Here is an 18,930-nt window from a genome sequence, read left to right on the forward strand (position 1 = left end):
AAAGTATTACATAAAAAAGGCTCCTAACCGAAGTGTAGGAGCCTTTTTTATTTATTTATCAGCGTTGTGACTGTCGTGCAGCCAGTTTGCCATGTCGACAAACTGCTCGAGCGTTAAGTTTTCAGGACGCATACTTGGGTTGATACCAAGTTCTTCAAGTACTTCCTTATCAATTAAGCTCTTGTAGCAGTTACGAACGGTTTTACGACGTTGGTTAAAGCCTTCACGACAAACACGATCTAACCATTTTAGATCTTTTGCTGGGTAAGGTAACACTTCGTATGGCTGCAAGCGTACAACTGCTGAGTCTACTTTCGGTGGCGGAACGAAAGCCGTTGGTGGCACTTCCAGTACTGGTGTTACTTTGCAGTAGTATTGAGCCATTACAGTAAGACGACCGTAAGCTTTGCTGCCAGGACCTGCAGCCAAACGGTTAACCACTTCTTTTTGAAGCATAAAGTGCATGTCTTGCACGTCTTTATGGAATTCAAAAAGGTGGAACATCAATGGTGTAGAGATGTTATATGGCAAGTTACCAAAGATGCGTAGCTTATTGTTTGGCTTAACGAGCTCTTGGAAGTCGAACTTCATCGCATCGCCTTCGCGGATTGTTAGCTTATCAGCCAAATCCGGATGGTTACGAAGACGCTCTGCAAGGTCTCTATCCAATTCGATAACGGTAAATTTATCGACAAGCTTACCCACAGGCTCAGTAATAGCGCCTAGACCAGGGCCGATCTCTACTAGATTTTGACCTGGTAGTGGGTTAATGCTCGATACGATGCCATCAATAATGTATGGATCGTTAAGGAAGTTTTGACCAAAACGTTTACGCGCTTTGTGTCCTAAGTGGACATCATTTCTCATTGCTTTTTCTCTACTAATTCAATGGCGTGCGTGAGCGCTGTTCTAAAGCTCCCTGTATCGGCTTGGCCTTTCCCTGCCAAGTCTAAGGCGGTACCGTGGTCGACTGATGTGCGAATAAACGGTAAGCCAAGCGTGATGTTCACTGAGCGACCAAACCCTTTGTATTTCAATACCGGGAGTACTTGGTCGTGATACATACCTAAAACAGCATCTGCATCTTGCAAATATTTTTCATTAAAGATGGTGTCTGCTGGCAATGGGCCAACTAAATTGATGCCATCTTTTTGGCGAATTTTTTCTAGCGTCGGGGTGATGGTTTCTATTTCTTCACGCCCTAAGCAACCATCTTCACCAGCATGTGGATTCAAGCCACACACGTAGATAGTTGGTTTCTCAATAGCAAATTTTTCAACCAAGTCTTTATTCAGAATAGCAATAATTTGCTCTAATCTGTCTTCGGTCACTGCTTGAGATACATAAGCTAGTGGGATGTGCGTTGTTACGAGAGCAACACGCAGCCCTTCAGTTGCCAACATCATCACTACCAGTGGTGTATTGGACTTCTCTGCAAAGAACTCGGTATGGCCACTAAAAGCAACGCCAGCTCGGTTAATTACACCCTTGTGAACAGGGCCGGTGACAATAGCATCAAATTCATCATTCATACAGCCAATTGCTGCGGTTTCTAAAGTATTTAATACGTAATGGCCATTAGCCTCGTTGAGTTGGCCCGCAATTGCCATTTCAGCAAGTGGAATGTGTTTCACTACTAGTGTGCCAGCACGTTGAGGTTGCTTAGCCGCGTTTGCGTCGTAATCTAGCAGATCCACTTCGATACCAAGCACTTTAGCTCGTTCAGCTAGCAGTGTCTTATCGGCACAGACTACAAGTTGATGAGGCCAGCTTTCTTGAGATAGAGCCAGAGTCAGATCTGGACCTATCCCCGCGGGCTCTCCTGCAGTTATGACAATACGTTTAGTTGTCATCTTGGTCGTCCTCAACCATTTCCACAAAGGCACTTGCTCTCACTTCTTGTAGCCAAGCACCAGCTTCTTCGTTGAATTTACGGTTAAATAGAATTTGGTAAGCTTTATTTTTCAAAGCTGAATCAGTACGGTCTACTTCGCGACGGTCTAGTACTTCAACAATGTGCCAACCGTGCACGGTTTTGAATGGCGCACTGATCTTACCTTCGGGTAGTGTTTCTACTTGGTGTTTGAACTCTGGTACATACAAATCTGGCGTTTGGTAACCTAGCTCACCGTCTTGTACTGCAGAACCTGGGTCTTGGCTGTATTGCTGAGCAAGGTCGCCAAAGCTCGCTTCACCTGCGTTGACACGACGAGTGATTTCTTCAAGTTGCTCTTTGGCACCGTCATCACTCAAGATGACCGTTGGCTTAATCAGGATATGACGAGCATTAACTTCCGTTACCGCTACGGTTTCTAAGCCTTTCACATCTTCAATTTTTAGAATATGGAAACCAACGCCGCTTCGGAAAGGACCTATGATGCTGCCTTTATTTTGCATTTTGATTTGATCAGCAAAGATGGTCGGCATCTCTTCTTTGCGCATCCAACCCCAATCACCACCTTGTAGTGCTTTAGGACCTTTAGAGTAAGTATATGCCATGGTGCTAAAATCTTTGCCTGAGTTCAGTTCTTCGACAAGTTCTTTAGCTTGGGCTTCTAGCTCTTCTTTGGTTTGGTCATCATTGAAGCGAAGTTGAATGTGTCCAATCTTGTATTGAACGGTTGCGTTAGTCTCTTGCGCTAAGATATCCGCTAGGTTATCGACCTCTGCAGGAAGGATGTTAATACGACGGCGAACTAGAGCATTGCGAGCCTCACTTGCCGCAATTTCTTTTCTTACTTGCTCTCGAAATGCATTGTAGCTAAGGCCTTCTTCAGCAACCGATGCGGTAAGTTGTTCTACCGTTTGGTTGTTGTCTTTGGCGATACCTTCAATAGCTTGATCAAGTCGAGCATCATCAATACGAACACCGATACGTTCCGCTTCTTGAGTCTGAATAGTATCGATGATCAGTTTTTCAAGCACTTGCTCGTTGAGCACGTCTTGTGATGGCAGTGTTTGACCGCTTTTTTTAGCGTTTGCACGCAGCGTCTTCATAGAAGCATCGATGTCACTTTGTAAGATAACGCCTTCGTTAACGATAACTTTTACGCTGTCTAGCTCGATCGGCGCTGCATAGCTTGTTGATAAAGTACAAGCTGCTGCAATGGCAATTAATGTGCGTTTCCACAATGTCATGTGTAATCCTTTAAATTTACTGATGTCTTATCAGTAAAGAAAATTAGTTGTTTAAGAAGAATGGGCGACCGTAGCTTAGCGAGTTGTCGGAGCTGCTATCCCCAACTGCTCCAGAGTCAGAACCAATGTTGGTACCAAAGCCTACAATACCGAAGTTAACGCTGAAGTTATTTTCATATTCAGGCGTAGTATTTGGATTACTAATGTTATTTGTCAAACGGTTACTATAAGTAAAGCCGATGTACCAACAATCCGATCTGTAGTTTAAACGAGCTAACCACTCTAGATCTTCTTGTGTGGTTAAGTCATAGAAATATTGAGCACTGGTATTCCACTTTGGCGAAATTTGGTAGGCACCGAGTAAACCTGCTTGAGATATACCATCTCTTGTTATTGATGATACGTCAAAATCTACAGTTTCATTTATGTATTCTTCTGTAACGTAGCGATAGTTGGTTTGTATGTAACCACCAGCAAAGCGGTATTCAAGTGTACTATTGGCTAATTGCATCGAAGATGAGTCAATGTCGTATTGCACGCCACCATGGTAGAACAGATAGTCATCGTAGTTGAAGTCCATTTCGATAGCCCAAGAAGAATAATTAGTTTTATCATTAGATCCTTCACTGCTCAGGGTTTGTTTTGTATCTTTATCAAAATAGAATATTTGACCAAATGATATATTTAGTCTTTCTTTGTATTCGTCATCAAAGAAACGAGATGAAGCCCCATAACTGACTTGGTTTGCAGCTGCGATACGGTCTACACCACTGTATTTACGGCTTCTAAATAGACCGTAATAATCGGTTTGTAACAGCGTAGTATCATAAAGACCAATATCGCTTTGATCTTCTTCTGGCACGTAAAGATACTGGACTTGCGGTTCGAGTGTTTGAGTATAGTTGCCAACAATAGTGGTGTCGCGTTCTAGGACGATACCTGCGTGGCTTCTAAACTCTGGAATAACTCGGCTTACCGATTCTTCTAAGCCTTCATAATCAGAACCCGCACCTGTATCAACGCCATCAAGATCTTGTTGATAGTAAGTACCAAGTAGTCGAGCTTCTGTGGTCCAAGTACCCCAAGTATTCCCTACTGGGATGGTAATACCGGGTTCCACGTGAATACGGTTCGCCGATGGCTTGCCTGCAGCGTCGGTATCAAATATTGAGACATGACTTATCATGTCGAAGTCTAAGTACTCCATCACCTCAGGAGCATAGTAATTGTACTCTAGCTGTGGCATTAGGCGGTAAGGTAGGTTATTACTTGTAGTCAGAACTTGGAAATCTCGAACAAGTACCGATGCATCCCAGTTTTGGGAACGGTATGTCGCTCGGCCTTCCTGAAGTAGTTGGCCATCTTCACGATTACCAATACCAGAACTTAGATCGGTAAAGTAATCAATGTCGCTGACTTTTGAGTAGTCGACTTCAAACAACCACGATTGCTGGAATATCCCTGAGTGCTGAAGTTGAGCTCCCCAACGGTCGCCTTTTTCGGAGTATTTTTTGTCATCCGGTAAATACTCAGACTCGATACTACCTGAGCCAAAGTCGCTCAAGTAACGGAATTTACTGTTAAGTTGTGTGCCACGCTCTTGCATGTACTTAAAAGTGGTTTCTAAGTCGTAGTTTGGTGCTAAGTTCCAATAAACAGGGATTTCAGCTTCAAAGCCATCACTTGAACCGTATGACACGGTTGGGTACAGGAAACCTGTTTTACGTGTATCGCCAATAGGGACAGTTAGATAAGGCAGATAGAAAACTGGAACGCTCTGGATTTCAAAGCGTGGGTTATAAAAGGTCGCTTGCTCTTCGTCTTGGTCGACATCGATACTCGATGCTCTTAGACGCCAAGCGTTGTCACCAATCGGGCAAGAGGTAATCGAGCCATCTTCAATCTCATAAACCGCTTTACCTGTTTTTGCTATATAAACAGCATCTCCGCGACCTGGTTCGCAAAGAAATTCGTAATCGGTATTTTCTAACGTCATCTCATCGGTAGTCAGATTGTTGGTTGCTCTATCTGATACTGACTTGATTTGACCGTCACTAAAGTTTACGTTGCCTTCAGCTACAACGATATTTTCTTGTTGGTGTAGGGTTACGTTATCAGCAAGGATGGTCTTGTTCCCTTGCGTAACTCTTACGTCACCTGAATATATAGCCTTGTCACCATTGATAGCTTCTAAGCGATCTGACTCAACGTGTGCGGGTAGCTGTGTCTCGTTTTCTGCAGCGGGTTCGATCAAGCATTGATCTATAGAGGGCATTTCCTGCACACTACTATTGGTGATTGTTTCAGCTTGAGTTGTCGACACGTATAACGCCGTACTTATAGACGCGGCTAACAAGGTGCGGGAAAAAGATTGCATGAAGTTGAACTATCCTGTGTCACTAGATGAAGGGTTGATCTAGTATCAATCCAATTAATAAAGCATTTCCTTATGATAAAGGAAATATTAGCATTCAGCATCATCAGACAGCATTACTCAGATAAAATTCATAGATAGAGAACACATAATGCAAATATTTGGCAAAATTTTGGGCGCGTTTTTTGGCTTTTTATTTGGAGGGCCGCTCGGTTTAGTTTTTGGTCTGTTTTTAGGACATCAATTCGATAAAGCTCGCCGATTGAACCAATCTGGATTCAATAGCTCCGGTTTTGGTCGAGGGCCAAGCCAAGCAGAAAGACAGAGTGAGTTTTTTAAATCCGCTTTTGCAGTTATGGGACATGTTGCTAAAGCGAAGGGGCAAGTAACACCAGAAGAGATTCAGCTTGCTTCTACCATGATGGAGCGCATGAACCTACATGGAGAGCAACGTAAAGCGGCGCAAGATGCTTTTCGTGATGGTAAAGAGAGTGACTTCCCGCTGAGCGACGTACTTGAGCGAGTGAAAATCTCATCGGGTGGTCGTTTTGATCTTCTACAGTTCTTTCTTGAGTTGCAAGTATCTGCTGCATTTGCTGATGGGAGCTTGCATCCAAGTGAGCGTCAGGTCTTGCATAAGATAGCTCAAGGTCTAGGGTTTTCTGCAGAGCAATTAGAACGCCGCTTGCAGATGCAAGAAGCTTCATTCCGTTTCCAACAGCAAGGCGGAAGCTTTGGTGGTCATCAAGGCCATGGGCAATCATCAGGTTGGCAACAGGCTTCACAGCAGAATCAGCTTGGCGATGCTTTTAAGGTACTAGGTGTGAGTGAGAGTGCCGACGGTAAAGAGGTCAAGAAAGCTTATCGTAAGCTGATGAATGAGCACCACCCAGATAAACTGATGGCGAAGGGCTTGCCTCCAGAGATGATGAATGTTGCGAAAGAGAAATCGCAAGAGATTCAAAATGCTTATGACCTGATAAAAAAAGTTAAAGGTTTTAAGTAATCGAACACTAAAGCGAGTCATGACATTAAATGACTCGCTTTTTTATTAAAGGGAATTATATGACGGTAACGTATCAGGATGTTCTAGAGTTTTGGTTCGATGAGTTGACGCCTAAAGATTGGTTTACTGGCGGCGCCGAGATTGACTCTTTGATAGAGTCTCGATTTTCTGAACTGCACAAAACTGCGACTCAAGGTGAGCTGTTTGAATGGCGACAAAACGCACAAGGGCGATTGGCAGAGATTATCGTGCTTGATCAGTTTTCTCGAAATATTGGTAGAAACAGTCCGGCAGCTTTTTCGGCTGATCCGATGGCGTTGGCTCTAGCGCAAGAGGCGGTAGCGGGTGGTTTTGACCACCAACTTAACGAGCAACAAAAAAGTTTCCTGTATATGCCTTATATGCACAGTGAGTCTTTGTTGGTCCATGAACAAGCCGTGGAGCTCTTTTCTCAAACGGGATTAGAACATAATTTGGATTTTGAGTTTAAGCACAAGATTATCATTGAGCGATTTGGTCGCTATCCGCACCGAAATGAAGTGTTAGGACGAACTTCGACTCCTGAAGAGGTTGAATTCTTGCAGCAGCCAGGTTCAAGTTTCTAGTTTTAGAATTCAGTGAAATAGATGAAAAGAGGCTAGTGGTTGATAAAACCCTAGCCTCTTTTTTGTTTTGCTTTAGTTATGAAGTTTAGCGTTAGAGCTAGTTAGCTTGGTTGAGCGACCAGTCGTAGTCATAACTGATATTTTGAGTATTGGTTACTGCTTCTGTTCGATATTGGTCTAAGTGCTGAATGAGTTGTTTCTCCGTACCAAAATCCACAGCAAACCAATCGTAAATCGATGATAGCTGAAGCTTATTATTTGTAACCAGCACGCCTTTGTCACTGTTTACAAACTCATGAGCAGCTTGCTCTAGCAAGGTTTCAGTATTGTCAGAGGTAAAAGCATCAGGCTGCAAGTTAGGGCAACTTAGGCTGGCACAGTTCACTGCATAATGCGTGCGTGGATCTTGCCAAATCGGTCTTAGGATTCGATGTTCAATATCGTTGAGTGTCAGTGACTTACCGTTAACGACTACTACATCATCTCCCCACGGCCCGAAACTAAATAGTCCGCCAAGTTTAGTGATGGATTTTATCGGGTAGGCATCAAGAATCAAATCGACAGTCACGGCGTTGTATAGGTTAACCCAATAGGCATACTGCTCCGCTTTTGAATAGTCGAGCGGATTAACTTGTTCGAGTTGTTGGATGTATTGCTTGAGCTTTTTTTTATCGGCAGTGTTCACTGCTTTATAGCGAACTAGGGTATTTTGCCCTTGTTTAACTAGGTTGTTATCGAGAAATTGCTGCCAATCTTGGTGAGATACTTGTTCTAGATTGGTTTCATTGCTTTGATTCCAGTACCGCCAAAGATCGGATTTAGGCGCAGACCAAACTAAGGTTGAGAAAAGTAGGCTGACAATAAAAAGTAGTTGTTTCATGGCATTCTCCTGATGACTGACTACTAAGACCTTATGGCTTACCATTTTCTTTCATGGCTCTTCAGTTAAATAACGAACTTAGTCAAATAAAGAAGAAGTTTAATAATGATATTCAGCTAAATAAAAAAGGTTGGCACTAGGCCAACCTTTTATGTCTACAGAAACTGTGTGATTCTATTTCAAGACTTCTTTATTTCAGGAAGCTAGGAATCTTAGCTTCAAACTCTGAGATCTTATCAGCATGTTGAAGTGTAAGGCCGATATTATCTAAACCATTCAGTAAGCAATGACGGCGGAACTCATCAATTTCAAACGAGTACTGTTTACCATTTGCGCTCACTTTCATTGCTTCTAGATCAACGGTGATTTCTGCGCCTTCATTTGCTTCAACGAATTGGAATAGCTCATCCACTTCTTGCTCAGTCAATCGAACCGGCACCATTTGGTTGTTGATCGAGTTACCGTAGAAAATGTCGGCAAAGCTCGGTGCGATCATTACTTGGATACCGTAATCGGCAAGCGCCCAAGGTGCATGTTCACGAGATGAGCCACAACCGAAGTTTTCACGAGCTAGAAGAATTGAAGCGCCTTGGTAGCGTGCTTCGTTCATTACAAACTCAGGGTTTGGTTGTTTGCCAGCGTCATCTAAGAAGCGCCAGTCGTGGAACAAGTGCTTACCAAAACCGATGCGGTTCACTTTCTGTAGAAACTGCTTTGGAATGATCGCATCAGTGTCGATGTTGGCCGTATCTAGAGGAACGACTAATCCGGTGTGTTGTTGAAAACCTGACATGTTAAATCCTCTAATTAAAGTTCACGAATATCGACAAAGTGACCAGCGATAGCGGCTGCGGCTGCCATCGCTGGGCTAACTAGGTGCGTACGACCATCACGGCCTTGGCGACCTTCAAAGTTACGGTTTGATGTAGAAGCACAGCGCTCTTGTGGACCTAGACGGTCATTGTTCATTGCAAGACACATAGAGCAGCCTGGTAGGCGCCATTCAAAACCTGCTTCGATGAAGATCTTATCTAGGCCTTCTGCTTCAGCTTGCGCTTTTACTTGCTCAGAGCCTGGAACGATCAATGCTTGAACATGTTTCGCGACTTGGCGGCCTTTTGCTACGGCAGCAGCTGCACGCATGTCTTCGATACGCGAGTTAGTACAAGAACCTACGAAGACTTTATCGACGTTGTAATCCGATAGCGACTTACCTGCTTCAAGACCCATATAAGCCAGAGCTTTTTCTGCAGATGCCTTTTCAACAGGGTCTGCGAAGCTTTCTGGTGCAGGGATTGGTGTGTCTACCGAGATAACCTGACCTGGGTTGGTTCCCCATGTGACTTGCGGTTTGATGTCTGCCGCTTCTAGCGTGACAACAGCATCGAACTCTGCGTCAGCATCGGTTTTCAATGTGTCCCAGTATTCAATTGCCGCTTCTAAGTCTTCCCCTGCTGGAGAGAACTTACGACCTTTGATGTACTCGTATGTCGTTGCATCTGGAGCAATTAAGCCAGCTTTCGCACCAAGCTCAATTGCCATGTTACATACCGTCATACGACCTTCCATCGTAAGGTCTGTAATTGCCTCACCACAGAATTCAACCACGTAGCCTGTACCGCCAGCAGCCGTTGTTTTACCGATGATCGCTAGCACGATGTCTTTTGCAGTGATGCCCGGAGCAACCTTGCCTTTTACTTCGATCTTCATGGTTTTAGCGCGAGCTTGTTTTAGCGTTTGAGTTGCTAGAACGTGTTCAACTTCTGAAGTACCAATACCGAACGCAAGAGAACCAAATGCACCGTGTGTCGCAGTGTGTGAGTCACCACATACGATGGTCATGCCCGGTAGAGTAATACCTAGCTCAGGGCCCATGACGTGCACAATACCTTGGTATTTGTGGTTTAGGTCGTAAAGCGTTACACCAAACTCTTCACAGTTTTTTGATAGCGTTTCCATTTGGATACGAGCCATCTCACCAGAAGCATTAATGTCTTTGGTTTGAGTTGATACGTTGTGATCCATGGTCGCGAAAGTCTTGCCTACTTGGCGAACTTTACGGCCTTTTTCTCGCAGCCCATCAAACGCTTGAGGTGACGTTACTTCGTGAACTAGGTGACGGTCGATGTAAAGAATCGGGTTTTCGCCTTCCGCTGCTACTGCAACGTGTGCGTCGTAAACTTTTTCGTATAAGGTTTTTGCTTGCTGGTTTGTCGACATAGCTGTTCTTCCTTGGGAGCATCAGTCCCAGTGTTTGTTTCGAGCCAAGTCATGCGGTTTAAGCTGACTTGGCTTGATATTATTCTTATGTACTTGCTTTTAATCGGAGCATTTAGCCTATGAAGCTAAGATGTACTCTGCGATCTTGTCACCCATTTCAGAGGTAGTAAGCGCTTGGTTGTTACCTGCAAGGTCTGCTGTTAGCTCGCCTGCAGAAAGTGCTTTAGACACCGCTGCTTCGATGTCTTGTGCTGCTGCTGCTTCGCCTAGGCTGTAACGAAGCATTAGCGCAGCAGAAAGAATTTGCGCTACTGGGTTCGCGATGTTCTTGCCTGCGATATCTGGCGCGCTGCCACCTGCAGGTTCGTATAGGCCGAAGTTACTTTCGTTCAAGCTTGCAGAAGGAAGCATACCCATAGAGCCGGTGATCATTGCACACTCATCAGAGATGATGTCACCGAAGATGTTTGAACATAGCATTACGTCAAACTGAGATGGATCTTTGATTAGCTGCATGGTCGCGTTGTCGATGTACATGTGGTTTAGCGTGACATCTGGGTAATCTTTCGAGATTTCTTCAACCACTTCACGCCATAAGATAGAGCTCTGTAGAACGTTCGCTTTATCGATTGAGTAAACGTTTTTGTTACGTAGACGTGCAGATTCAAAAGCAATCTTTGCAATGCGTTCGATTTCGTAACGGTGGTAAATCTCAGTATCAAAGGCTTTTTCAGTTGCGCCTTCGCCTTCACGACCTTTAGGTTGGCCGAAGTAGATGCCGCCTGTTAGCTCACGAACAACAACGATGTCGAAACCATTACCTGAAATGTCAGCACGCAAAGGAGAGAAAGACTCTAGACCTTTATGGATTTGTGCAGGACGTAGGTTACAGAACAATTGGAAGTGTTTACGCAGGGGAAGTAGAGCACCACGCTCTGGTTGATCGTTTGGTGGAAGGTGTTCCCACTTAGGGCCGCCAACCGAGCCAAATAGTACTGCGTCAGATTCTTCACAGCCTGTTACTGTCGCTTCTGGAAGTGGACAGCCGTGGTTATCAATTGCGATACCACCAACATCATACTCTTCGCGAGAAAAGCTAATTGCGTGTTTCTTTTCGATCGCGTCTAACACTTTATGTGCTTGCTGCATTACTTCTGGGCCAATGCCATCACCAGGTAGTACGGCAATCTTGTATGATTTATCAGTCATGTTAATCCTTTAATTCTTGTTACTGAGCTGTTCGCTCGTTTTAAATTTTGTCCCTAAAGCCAATAACATCGGCTCTAGGGCTCTGTTATTGGGTGTTTAAACTGTCGCGATTCTTTGCTGTTTCATTTCAGCAATGGTGTCTGCGCGTTGAATGCTATTAATAACGTGCAGTAGCGCCTGACCAGAGGCCTCAACGATATCCGTTGAAACGCCCGTACCGTGGTATTTACGGCCTTTATAGTTAGCAATAATATCAGCTTGGCCTAGGCCATCTTCGCCTTCACCTTTCGCGGTAAGGTCGAATTTATCCAAGGCAATCTCGTAACCCGTTAAGCGGTAGATACATTGGTATAAAGCATCAACAGGGCCGTTACCAACAGCCGCTTCGCATTTCTCTTCATCGCCACATTGAAGCTTGATGCTGGTGGTAGACATAACACTACCAGATTGCACGCTTAGGTAGTTAAGTTTATAGAAGTCATCTTCGTCGCGTAGGTTCGCAAAGTGCATTAGTGCTTCAAGGTCGTAATCGAACACTTGGCCTTTACGGTCAGCTAGCTTCAAGAAGTCTTCGTACAATGAATCTAGGCTGTACTCGTTGTCTTTGTAACCCATAGCATCCATGTGGCTCTTAACGGCTGCACGACCGCTGCGGCTTGTTAGGTTCAATGCTTTGTTCTTCAAGCCAATAGACTCAGGCGTCATGATCTCGTAAGTGTTCTTGTTCTTAAGCATGCCATCTTGGTGGATACCTGAAGAGTGGCTGAATGCGTTAGCACCAACGATTGCTTTGTTGTCTTGAATTGGCATGTGGCAAAGCTGGCTAACCAACTTACTGGTACGGTGAATCTCTTTGTGATCCAAACCAGTATGAACACCTAATAGCTCTTGACGAGTTTTGATGATCATTGCGATTTCTTCTAAAGAACAGTTACCCGCACGCTCACCAATACCATTGATTGTGCCTTCAATTTGTCGAGCACCCGCTTGAACCGCAGCAATTGAGTTGGCAACCGACATACCTAAATCATCGTGGCAGTGAACAGAGATGATCGCTTGATCGATGTTTGGTACGCGATCAAATAGCGTTTGGATAATGCCACCGAATTCATTTGGTACTGTGTAGCCTACAGTATCTGGAATGTTGATGGTTTTTGCGCCAGCGTTGATAGCAGCTTCAACCATACGACATAGGTTGTCGATAGGTGTACGACCTGCATCTTCACAAGAGAACTCAACATCATCGGTATAGTTACGCGCATGCTTTACAGCTTTTACTGCCATCTCGACAACATCGTCGTAGCTGCGACGTAATTTGTCTTGAACGTGAACCGTCGATGTCGAAATAAAGGTATGAATACGGAACTGCTCAGCGACTTTTAACGCTTCTGCCGCTGCGTCGATGTCTTTCGCAACTGCGCGAGAAAGTGCACAGATTCGGCTATCTTTAATATTCTTCGCGATGGTTTGTACAGATTCGAAATCGCCTGGTGATGACACTGGGAAACCGGCTTCAATAACATCTACACCCAGTCGTTCAAGTGCATAAGCGATCTGTAATTTCTCTTTTACCGTAAGGCTTGCTGCCAACGCTTGCTCGCCATCACGTAAGGTCGTGTCAAAAATTATCACTTGATCGTTCATGGGTGCTTCCTTATATCGATAATGAATCGATTGCTATCCAAATTATTATTAAGAATGATGTTCTTTTAAAAGTGCCAGTTACAAAAAAACCCGCTCAGCGCGGGTTTTAATATTTGTGTAGTTCTTGACCCACAACTTACCCGCGCGATTGGTTCACGATAAGGAGAAGTTTCAGCAGTCGAGAAGAAGAAAAAATCATTACACAAATATCCGTAAATAAACTGTTAACACCATATTTACCGGAATTTATTCTGAGCGTCAAACAAGAAAATCCAATATCAGCGTGCATTGGCGACGTTTTGGTTTGGTTTGTGCTGTTTTGTGTTGTTTTGTTGGCTGAATCATCTGATTGGCGGTTTTGTATTGGGGGGTTAGTTTATCGTTTGGCTTATGTGTAGGTTAAAACTTTGTAGTAAATCTTTTTGATGGAACGATTCACCAAAAAAATCACAAGCGTGACCAAATTAATTAATCACTTGATTAAATAGTGAGTAATTAATCTTCTACTGTTACGCCTGTTTATCTCTATAATTAATCATATGATTAATTATAGAGATGGATTTTTGCCATGACGGCACGAAAAGCAGGGCGACCTCAAAAGAACTTAGATGTTCGACAGTTATTGATTGAGCATGCTCGTGATCTGTTTGTCGTTCAGCCATACGATAAGGTCTCGACACGTTTAATTGCTGATCGTGCGGGTGTGAACATTGCGATGATCCGTTATTACTTTGGTAGTAAGGCCGGGCTGTTTGAGGCGATGCTGCGTGAAACGCTACGACCGATGCAATTGCAGATGCAAAGGTTGGTTGAAGAAAGCAGCCATGAGAACTTTCTTGATTTAATGCGGACTTACTACAAAGAGATGGTCAAGGTGCCCAAGTTTCCTCGCTTGATAGCTCAAGTGATGAATATGCCGCCTTCAGAGGTGCAGAGAGAGTTGCTAGAGAAGGTCTTTCTTGATGTAACCAAACCTGCTCAAGATGTCATTTTTGAAAAACTGGTGGCACAAGGCGTCTTAAGAAAAGATATGGATCCTAAACTCTGTCGCGTGTCGTATATAAGCTTGATGGTATTTCCATTCATTGCGCCGCCTCCTCTATTAGCAATCCATGGTATTGAGATTAATGAAGAATTTCTTAACCGCTTAATCGAACACAACATTAAATTGATGACAGAAGGCTTTATAAATACGCCTAGCCCTTCTTCTGTGCAGGACCAAAGATAATGAAAATAAATAAAAAACTACTCTTCTTTCCAGCACTTGCGGTTGGTGTGATTGGCCTTGTCGCCGCGATTAACTTGAAGCCGGATCTGCCAACCAAACCTGCAGGTGATAGAGCCCGCTTAGTTGATACAGTAAGCCTAGAGCAACAACTGATAGCGCCGTTAGCGGTTGGTTTTGGCAAAGTGGTGCCGAAAGTCGAATGGAAAGCGATTGCTGAGGTGACAGGACAAATAGTGTATCGACACCCGGATCTTGAAAAAGGGCAGGTGATCCCTGCAGGAACGGTTGTGCTCAAGGTTGATCCATTGGATTACGAATTGAAACTGATACAAGCAGAGGCGGATCTAAAATCAAGCCAAACCTCATTAGCGAAATTGAATCAAGAAGAAGACAACCTTAATCAGACTCTTAAGATCGAAAAGAATCGCTTAGTGATCAGCAACAAAGAGCTACAACGTAAACAGGATCTGCGTAAGAAAGGACTAACTTCTCAGTCTGATGTCGACCTGCAACAACAAAGCGCATTGTCTCAACAGAAGCTAGTGTTGGATATCGCGAACCAAATTGCTTTAATGCCAGATGAAAAACGCGTCGCGCAAGCGGTGATTAAGGTCAACCTATCTAAAGTGAAAGAAGCACAACGCTCTCTCGATAAGACCACCATAACCTTGCCAAGAGCTATGCGAATAGCTCAGGTTGATATTGAACAAAATCAAGTGGTTAATCTTCAGCAAGAGATGTTTATTGCTCACGGGATTAATGTCATGGAAGTGGAGGCACAACTTTCTATTCACGATATGCAAACTTTAGCCTCCAGTTTTAACCAGTTCCCTCGCGATGCAGCAGGAATCCCTAATCCTTATGAAGCGCCAATCAAAGCAAGCATTCAACTTAATAGCGGCAACCTGAACCTTAGCTGGCCTGCGAAGGTGGCAAGAATCAGCGAAACAGTTGATGAAAACCAAGCGACGGCGGGGATTATTCTCGAGATCGCTCAAGATTACTCACAATTGCAACCAGACAGCGCAACGCCTTTGGTCAACGGCATGTTTGTCAAAGCTGAGATTGAGGGTGTAGCGAATCTGAGTTGGGTGGTTCCAGAGCGAGCACTGCATGGTGATAAGGTTTATCTGATGGATGACAATCAGCGTTTGCAAGTGGTCAATGTTGAAGTGCTTTATCGCAGAGACAATCAAGTGGTTGTGAGTGGCGAGCTACAAACTGGAGATAAACTGGTGCTCAATGATGTTCTGCCAGCAATTGAAGGCATGTTACTGAAAGAGTCGAACCCTGAAGAGGCTGAGCTGGAATCAAATACTCAGGAGAGTGCGTCATGATCAAGTTTTTCTCTCGGCACCCAACAGCAGCCAACTTGCTGATGCTTGGGCTGTTGATCTTGGGTATAAGTTCACTATCAACCATCAAACGTGAAACATTTCCCGCTTATGACCCGCCTTACATTATGGCTGCGATTGTTTATCCCGGCGCTTCTCCACAAGAAGTGGAAGAGAGCTTATGTGTGCGTATGGAAGATGCAGTAGACGGGTTAGCTAACATTGAAGAGACTCAGTGTGAAGCGATCGAAGGCAGCGCTCGTTTAATTCTCAAGTTAAATGAGAAAGCGGACATCGGCCGAATGCTGGTGGACGTGCAAACTCAGATCAACTCGATCAATGACTTCCCAACCGAGATTGAATCACCTGTTGTTCAAGAGCTAGATTGGAATGAACCAGTTGTTGATATCGCCATCACAGCCGAAACGTCGTGGCCGGAACTTAAGGCCTACGCGGAAGAGCTTAAGCGCACTATGAAGCTCGATTACGGTGTATCTTTGGTCGAGGTCAGCGGCTTCTCAGATCATCAATATCGAGTAGAACTGGATACCCAAGCCATTCGTCAGCTGGGTTTGAGCGTCGGTGATATCGCCGATCAGATAGGCCGTCAAAATGTAAAGCTTCCGAGCGGTAACGTTGAAACACCAGACAAGAACTTTTTGATTCGTTTTGACGAGAGGCGAATTACGCCTGTTGAACTGGAAAGTATCGTGGTTGGATCTGCGCCTAATGGTTCGGTGATTCGCTTAAGGGACATAGCCAAAATAACCGACCGCTTTGAGCTTGATGAACAGAAGGTACTGTTTGATGGTAAGCCTTCTGCGCTATTGAAGATCAGCAAAAACAAAGAAGATGATGCGCTACGAATCAAAGAGAACGTGACCCGATTCGTTGAAGATCAAAGCGCGATTGCCCCTGATGGTGTGACATTGCAAATGACCAATGATCTCTCGTCTGTGCTTTGGGATCGTTTAACCATGATGGTACGCAACGGCTGGCAAGGTATTGTGCTGGTGTTTGCCACCATGTGGTTGTTCTTCAGTTTGCGATATTCATTCTGGGTTGCGGCAGGTTTACCCGTAGCCTTCCTTGGTGGCTTGTTTTTAATGGCCAACCTTGGCCTGTCGATCAACATCATGTCATTGGTCGGCTTATTAATGGCGATCGGTATTATGATGGATGATGCCATCGTGATTGCCGAATCGATAGCCTCCCATTTAGATAGGGGGCAAAATGTTGATGATGCGGTGTACAACGGAGTTAAGAAAGTGCTCCCCGGGGTGTTATCTTCTTTCTTAACCACTGTGTGTATTTTCGGTAGCTTACTATTCCTTGATGGGGAAATGGGTGCGGTGCTTAAAGCGGTGCCTCAGGTACTTATCTTGGTGTTGTCGCTGAGTCTAATCGAAGCGTTTCTTATTCTACCAAATCACTTATCTCATTCATTACATAAAGAAAAAAATGACAAGCCTGCACTGCGCTTCAAAGTCGTGTTGTTAGAGAAGTTTGAGAACTTCCGCAATACCACTTTGATGAACATGGTCGAGAAGGTCGTGACGTTCCGTTATGCCTTTATGGGCGGTGTGATAACTCTGCTGTTGTTATCCATCTCCTTGATCGCTGGTGGCGTTGTCAAATTCCAGCCCTTTCCTGAGTTGGATGGCGATATTGCCGAGGCGCGTATTATTCTTCCCCCGGGCGCATCATTGTCTCAAACCGAAAAAGTCGTCGACAAAATTGTCGCGTCGGCTGAGCGTTTGAACAAGCAATGGAGCGAAGAGGTTGAGGAAGGCAATACACTGGTCGAGCACATCACCAGCCAATTCAATGCTAACGCCGATGCTAATGAATCTGGCCCACATTTAGCTACAGTTCGCTTAGACTTACGTGGAGCAGAGAGCCGTAATACGGTTATCGATGACTTCATTGATGCGTGGCGTGAAGATATTGGCGATTTAGCGGATCCTATTTCATTGGTGTTTAAGCAACCCACTATGGGCCCGGGCGGTCGTGCTATTGAGATTCGTGCTAAGCATGATGACCTGAGTGCATTGAAATCGGCCTCTTTGGATATTCAGGAATACCTCAATCAGTTTGATGGCGTACATGGTGTGCTTGATGACATGCGCATGGGTAAGGAAGAGATCTTAGTGAAGCTGCGCCCTGGAGCCGAAACCTACAATGTGAATGGGCAGATGATTGCATCTCAGTTACGAGCGGCTTTCTTTGGGCAAACGGCGGATGAGATTCAAATCGGTGTTGAGAATATCTCGATTGAGGTTCGTCTTGATAAAGAGCAAGCGGGCGACATACAGCAGCTGGCTAACTTCCCAATCATTACCGCAGATGGCAGTCAGATCCCGCTAGCAACATTGGCGACATTAGATTTCCAACGTAATTACGTGCGAATCCAGCGCATTGATGGGCTGAGAACCATCAGCATCTTTGGTGATATTGACAATAAGAAAGCGAGCTCATCCGCAATTTTGGCTCAGTTCCAAAAAGATGAAGCAGCCAAGCTTGTTCAGAAGTACCCAGGTTTACGCTTTGATTTCGAAGGGGAAGCTAAAGATGCAGCTAAGACTGGCGCCTCGATGGGCAAAGGATTCTTACTCGGCTTATTCGGCGTGTTTGCGATCCTTAGCTATCAGTTCAGAAGCTACTTAGAGCCTGTGGTCGTGATGTTAGCCATTCCACTCGCCTTTATTGGAGTGGTTGTTGGTCACTGGATACTTGGGCACTCTTTGAGTATGCCTAGCATGATGGGCTTTGTGTCGCTTGCCGGGATTGTGGTCAACGATTCTATCTTGTTGGTGCAGTATATTCGTCACCATGTCGATGAGGGAGATAGCGTGCATGACTCAGTGGTGAAAGCCAGTCGCGAGCGTTTCCGTGCGGTATTTTTGACCTCAATGACGACAGCCGCTGGTTTGTTACCGCTACTAACAGAAACTAGCTTGCAGGCTCAGGTTATCCAGCCATTGGTTATTTCGATTGTGTTCGGCATATTTGCCTCGACCTTACTGGTGCTGTTTATGATCCCAGCGGCCTACGCGATATTGGCGGATTTCGGTTTGGTGAAAAAGCACGAGCCACTCTCGTTATAGAGTCTTCGTTTATTCGTTTTTAAAGAAATAACAAACAATAAAGCGACCTTGAGTCGCTTTATTTGTATCTGTGTGATCACACTCAAGCTTGGGATGCACAATTTAGTTGAGTCATTTGCTTCAAAATTCATTTTAGTTCATTAAAAACGTCACTTAACTGTCATTTCAGGGGAATAACTTGAGCC

At 44.6% G+C, this 18,930-nt stretch carries 14 protein-coding genes; 5 read left to right on the forward strand and 9 right to left on the reverse strand.

Annotation, left to right across the window (positions count from 1 at the left end; all coding sequences use genetic code 11):
• Positions 1 to 51 precede the first annotated feature (51 nt).
• From rsmA to lptD, 4 genes are read right to left on the reverse strand one after another with little or no spacing between them, the layout of a single operon-like run.
• Positions 52 to 867 (reverse strand): 16S rRNA (adenine(1518)-N(6)/adenine(1519)-N(6))-dimethyltransferase RsmA, encoded by an 816-nt coding sequence (gene rsmA, locus QQ041_RS22745; protein ID WP_017632191.1) that lies wholly within the window; start codon positions 865 to 867, stop codon positions 52 to 54.
• Positions 864 to 1,853: a 4-hydroxythreonine-4-phosphate dehydrogenase PdxA gene (gene pdxA / locus QQ041_RS22750; protein ID WP_061019093.1), complete on the reverse strand. Its 990-nt coding sequence runs from the start codon at positions 1,851 to 1,853 to the stop codon at positions 864 to 866. Before pdxA ends, rsmA begins: the two co-directional genes overlap by 4 nt.
• The gene (gene surA / locus QQ041_RS22755) at positions 1,843 to 3,138 is read right to left on the reverse strand and encodes a peptidylprolyl isomerase SurA (protein ID WP_146490484.1); all 1,296 of its coding nucleotides are present in this window, start codon (positions 3,136 to 3,138) and stop codon (positions 1,843 to 1,845) included. Before surA ends, pdxA begins: the two co-directional genes overlap by 11 nt.
• A 43-nt stretch (positions 3,139 to 3,181) precedes the next feature.
• The gene (gene lptD / locus QQ041_RS22760) at positions 3,182 to 5,515 is read right to left on the reverse strand and encodes an LPS assembly protein LptD (protein ID WP_146490485.1); all 2,334 of its coding nucleotides are present in this window, start codon (positions 5,513 to 5,515) and stop codon (positions 3,182 to 3,184) included.
• A gap of 148 nt (positions 5,516 to 5,663) precedes the next feature.
• Between lptD and djlA the strand changes: the two genes are divergently transcribed.
• Together djlA and QQ041_RS22770 are read left to right on the forward strand one after the other, a co-directional pair.
• Positions 5,664 to 6,518: a co-chaperone DjlA gene (djlA, locus tag QQ041_RS22765; protein WP_285955130.1), complete on the forward strand. Its 855-nt coding sequence runs from the start codon at positions 5,664 to 5,666 to the stop codon at positions 6,516 to 6,518.
• Between the two features lie 59 nt (positions 6,519 to 6,577).
• Positions 6,578 to 7,123: a DUF924 family protein gene (locus tag QQ041_RS22770; RefSeq protein ID WP_146490487.1), complete on the forward strand. Its 546-nt coding sequence runs from the start codon at positions 6,578 to 6,580 to the stop codon at positions 7,121 to 7,123.
• 97 nt (positions 7,124 to 7,220) lie between these two features.
• Here the strand turns inward: QQ041_RS22770 and QQ041_RS22775 are convergent, their stop codons facing one another.
• From QQ041_RS22775 to leuA, 5 genes are all read right to left on the reverse strand, one after another.
• Entirely contained in the window at positions 7,221 to 8,003 is a 783-nt protein-coding gene (locus QQ041_RS22775; RefSeq protein ID WP_285955131.1) for a DUF547 domain-containing protein, read from the reverse strand.
• Positions 8,004 to 8,193: 190 nt separating this feature from the next.
• Positions 8,194 to 8,796: a 3-isopropylmalate dehydratase small subunit gene (gene leuD, locus QQ041_RS22780; protein WP_285955132.1), complete on the reverse strand. Its 603-nt coding sequence runs from the start codon at positions 8,794 to 8,796 to the stop codon at positions 8,194 to 8,196.
• A 14-nt stretch (positions 8,797 to 8,810) separates the two neighbouring features.
• Complete coding sequence (leuC, locus tag QQ041_RS22785; protein WP_057621989.1) at positions 8,811 to 10,223, reverse strand: 3-isopropylmalate dehydratase large subunit; 1,413 nt, start codon at positions 10,221 to 10,223, stop codon at positions 8,811 to 8,813.
• Positions 10,224 to 10,340: 117 nt separating this feature from the next.
• A complete protein-coding gene (leuB, locus tag QQ041_RS22790) occupies positions 10,341 to 11,432 on the reverse strand; it encodes a 3-isopropylmalate dehydrogenase (protein WP_285955133.1) in 1,092 nt (363 codons plus the stop codon).
• A gap of 96 nt (positions 11,433 to 11,528) precedes the next feature.
• A complete protein-coding gene (gene leuA, locus QQ041_RS22795; RefSeq protein WP_060983000.1) occupies positions 11,529 to 13,076 on the reverse strand; it encodes a 2-isopropylmalate synthase in 1,548 nt (515 codons plus the stop codon).
• 568 nt (positions 13,077 to 13,644) lie between these two features.
• Between leuA and QQ041_RS22800 the strand changes: the two genes are divergently transcribed.
• From QQ041_RS22800 to QQ041_RS22810, 3 genes are read left to right on the forward strand one after another with little or no spacing between them, the layout of a single operon-like run.
• A complete protein-coding gene (locus QQ041_RS22800; RefSeq protein ID WP_146490491.1) occupies positions 13,645 to 14,304 on the forward strand; it encodes a TetR/AcrR family transcriptional regulator in 660 nt (219 codons plus the stop codon).
• Positions 14,304 to 15,641 carry an efflux RND transporter periplasmic adaptor subunit gene (locus tag QQ041_RS22805; RefSeq protein ID WP_285955134.1) on the forward strand — a complete coding sequence of 446 codons (1,338 nt, stop codon included), beginning with the start codon at positions 14,304 to 14,306 and terminating at the stop codon, positions 15,639 to 15,641. Before QQ041_RS22800 ends, QQ041_RS22805 begins: the two co-directional genes overlap by 1 nt.
• Complete coding sequence (locus tag QQ041_RS22810; protein ID WP_146490493.1) at positions 15,638 to 18,745, forward strand: efflux RND transporter permease subunit; 3,108 nt, start codon at positions 15,638 to 15,640, stop codon at positions 18,743 to 18,745. The genes QQ041_RS22805 and QQ041_RS22810 overlap by 4 nt, the downstream gene beginning before the upstream one ends.
• Positions 18,746 to 18,930: the final 185 nt, after the last annotated feature.

Source organism: Vibrio sp. TMPB1044, from assembly GCF_030442075.1.
GTDB lineage: Bacteria > Pseudomonadota > Gammaproteobacteria > Enterobacterales > Vibrionaceae > Vibrio > Vibrio satsumensis.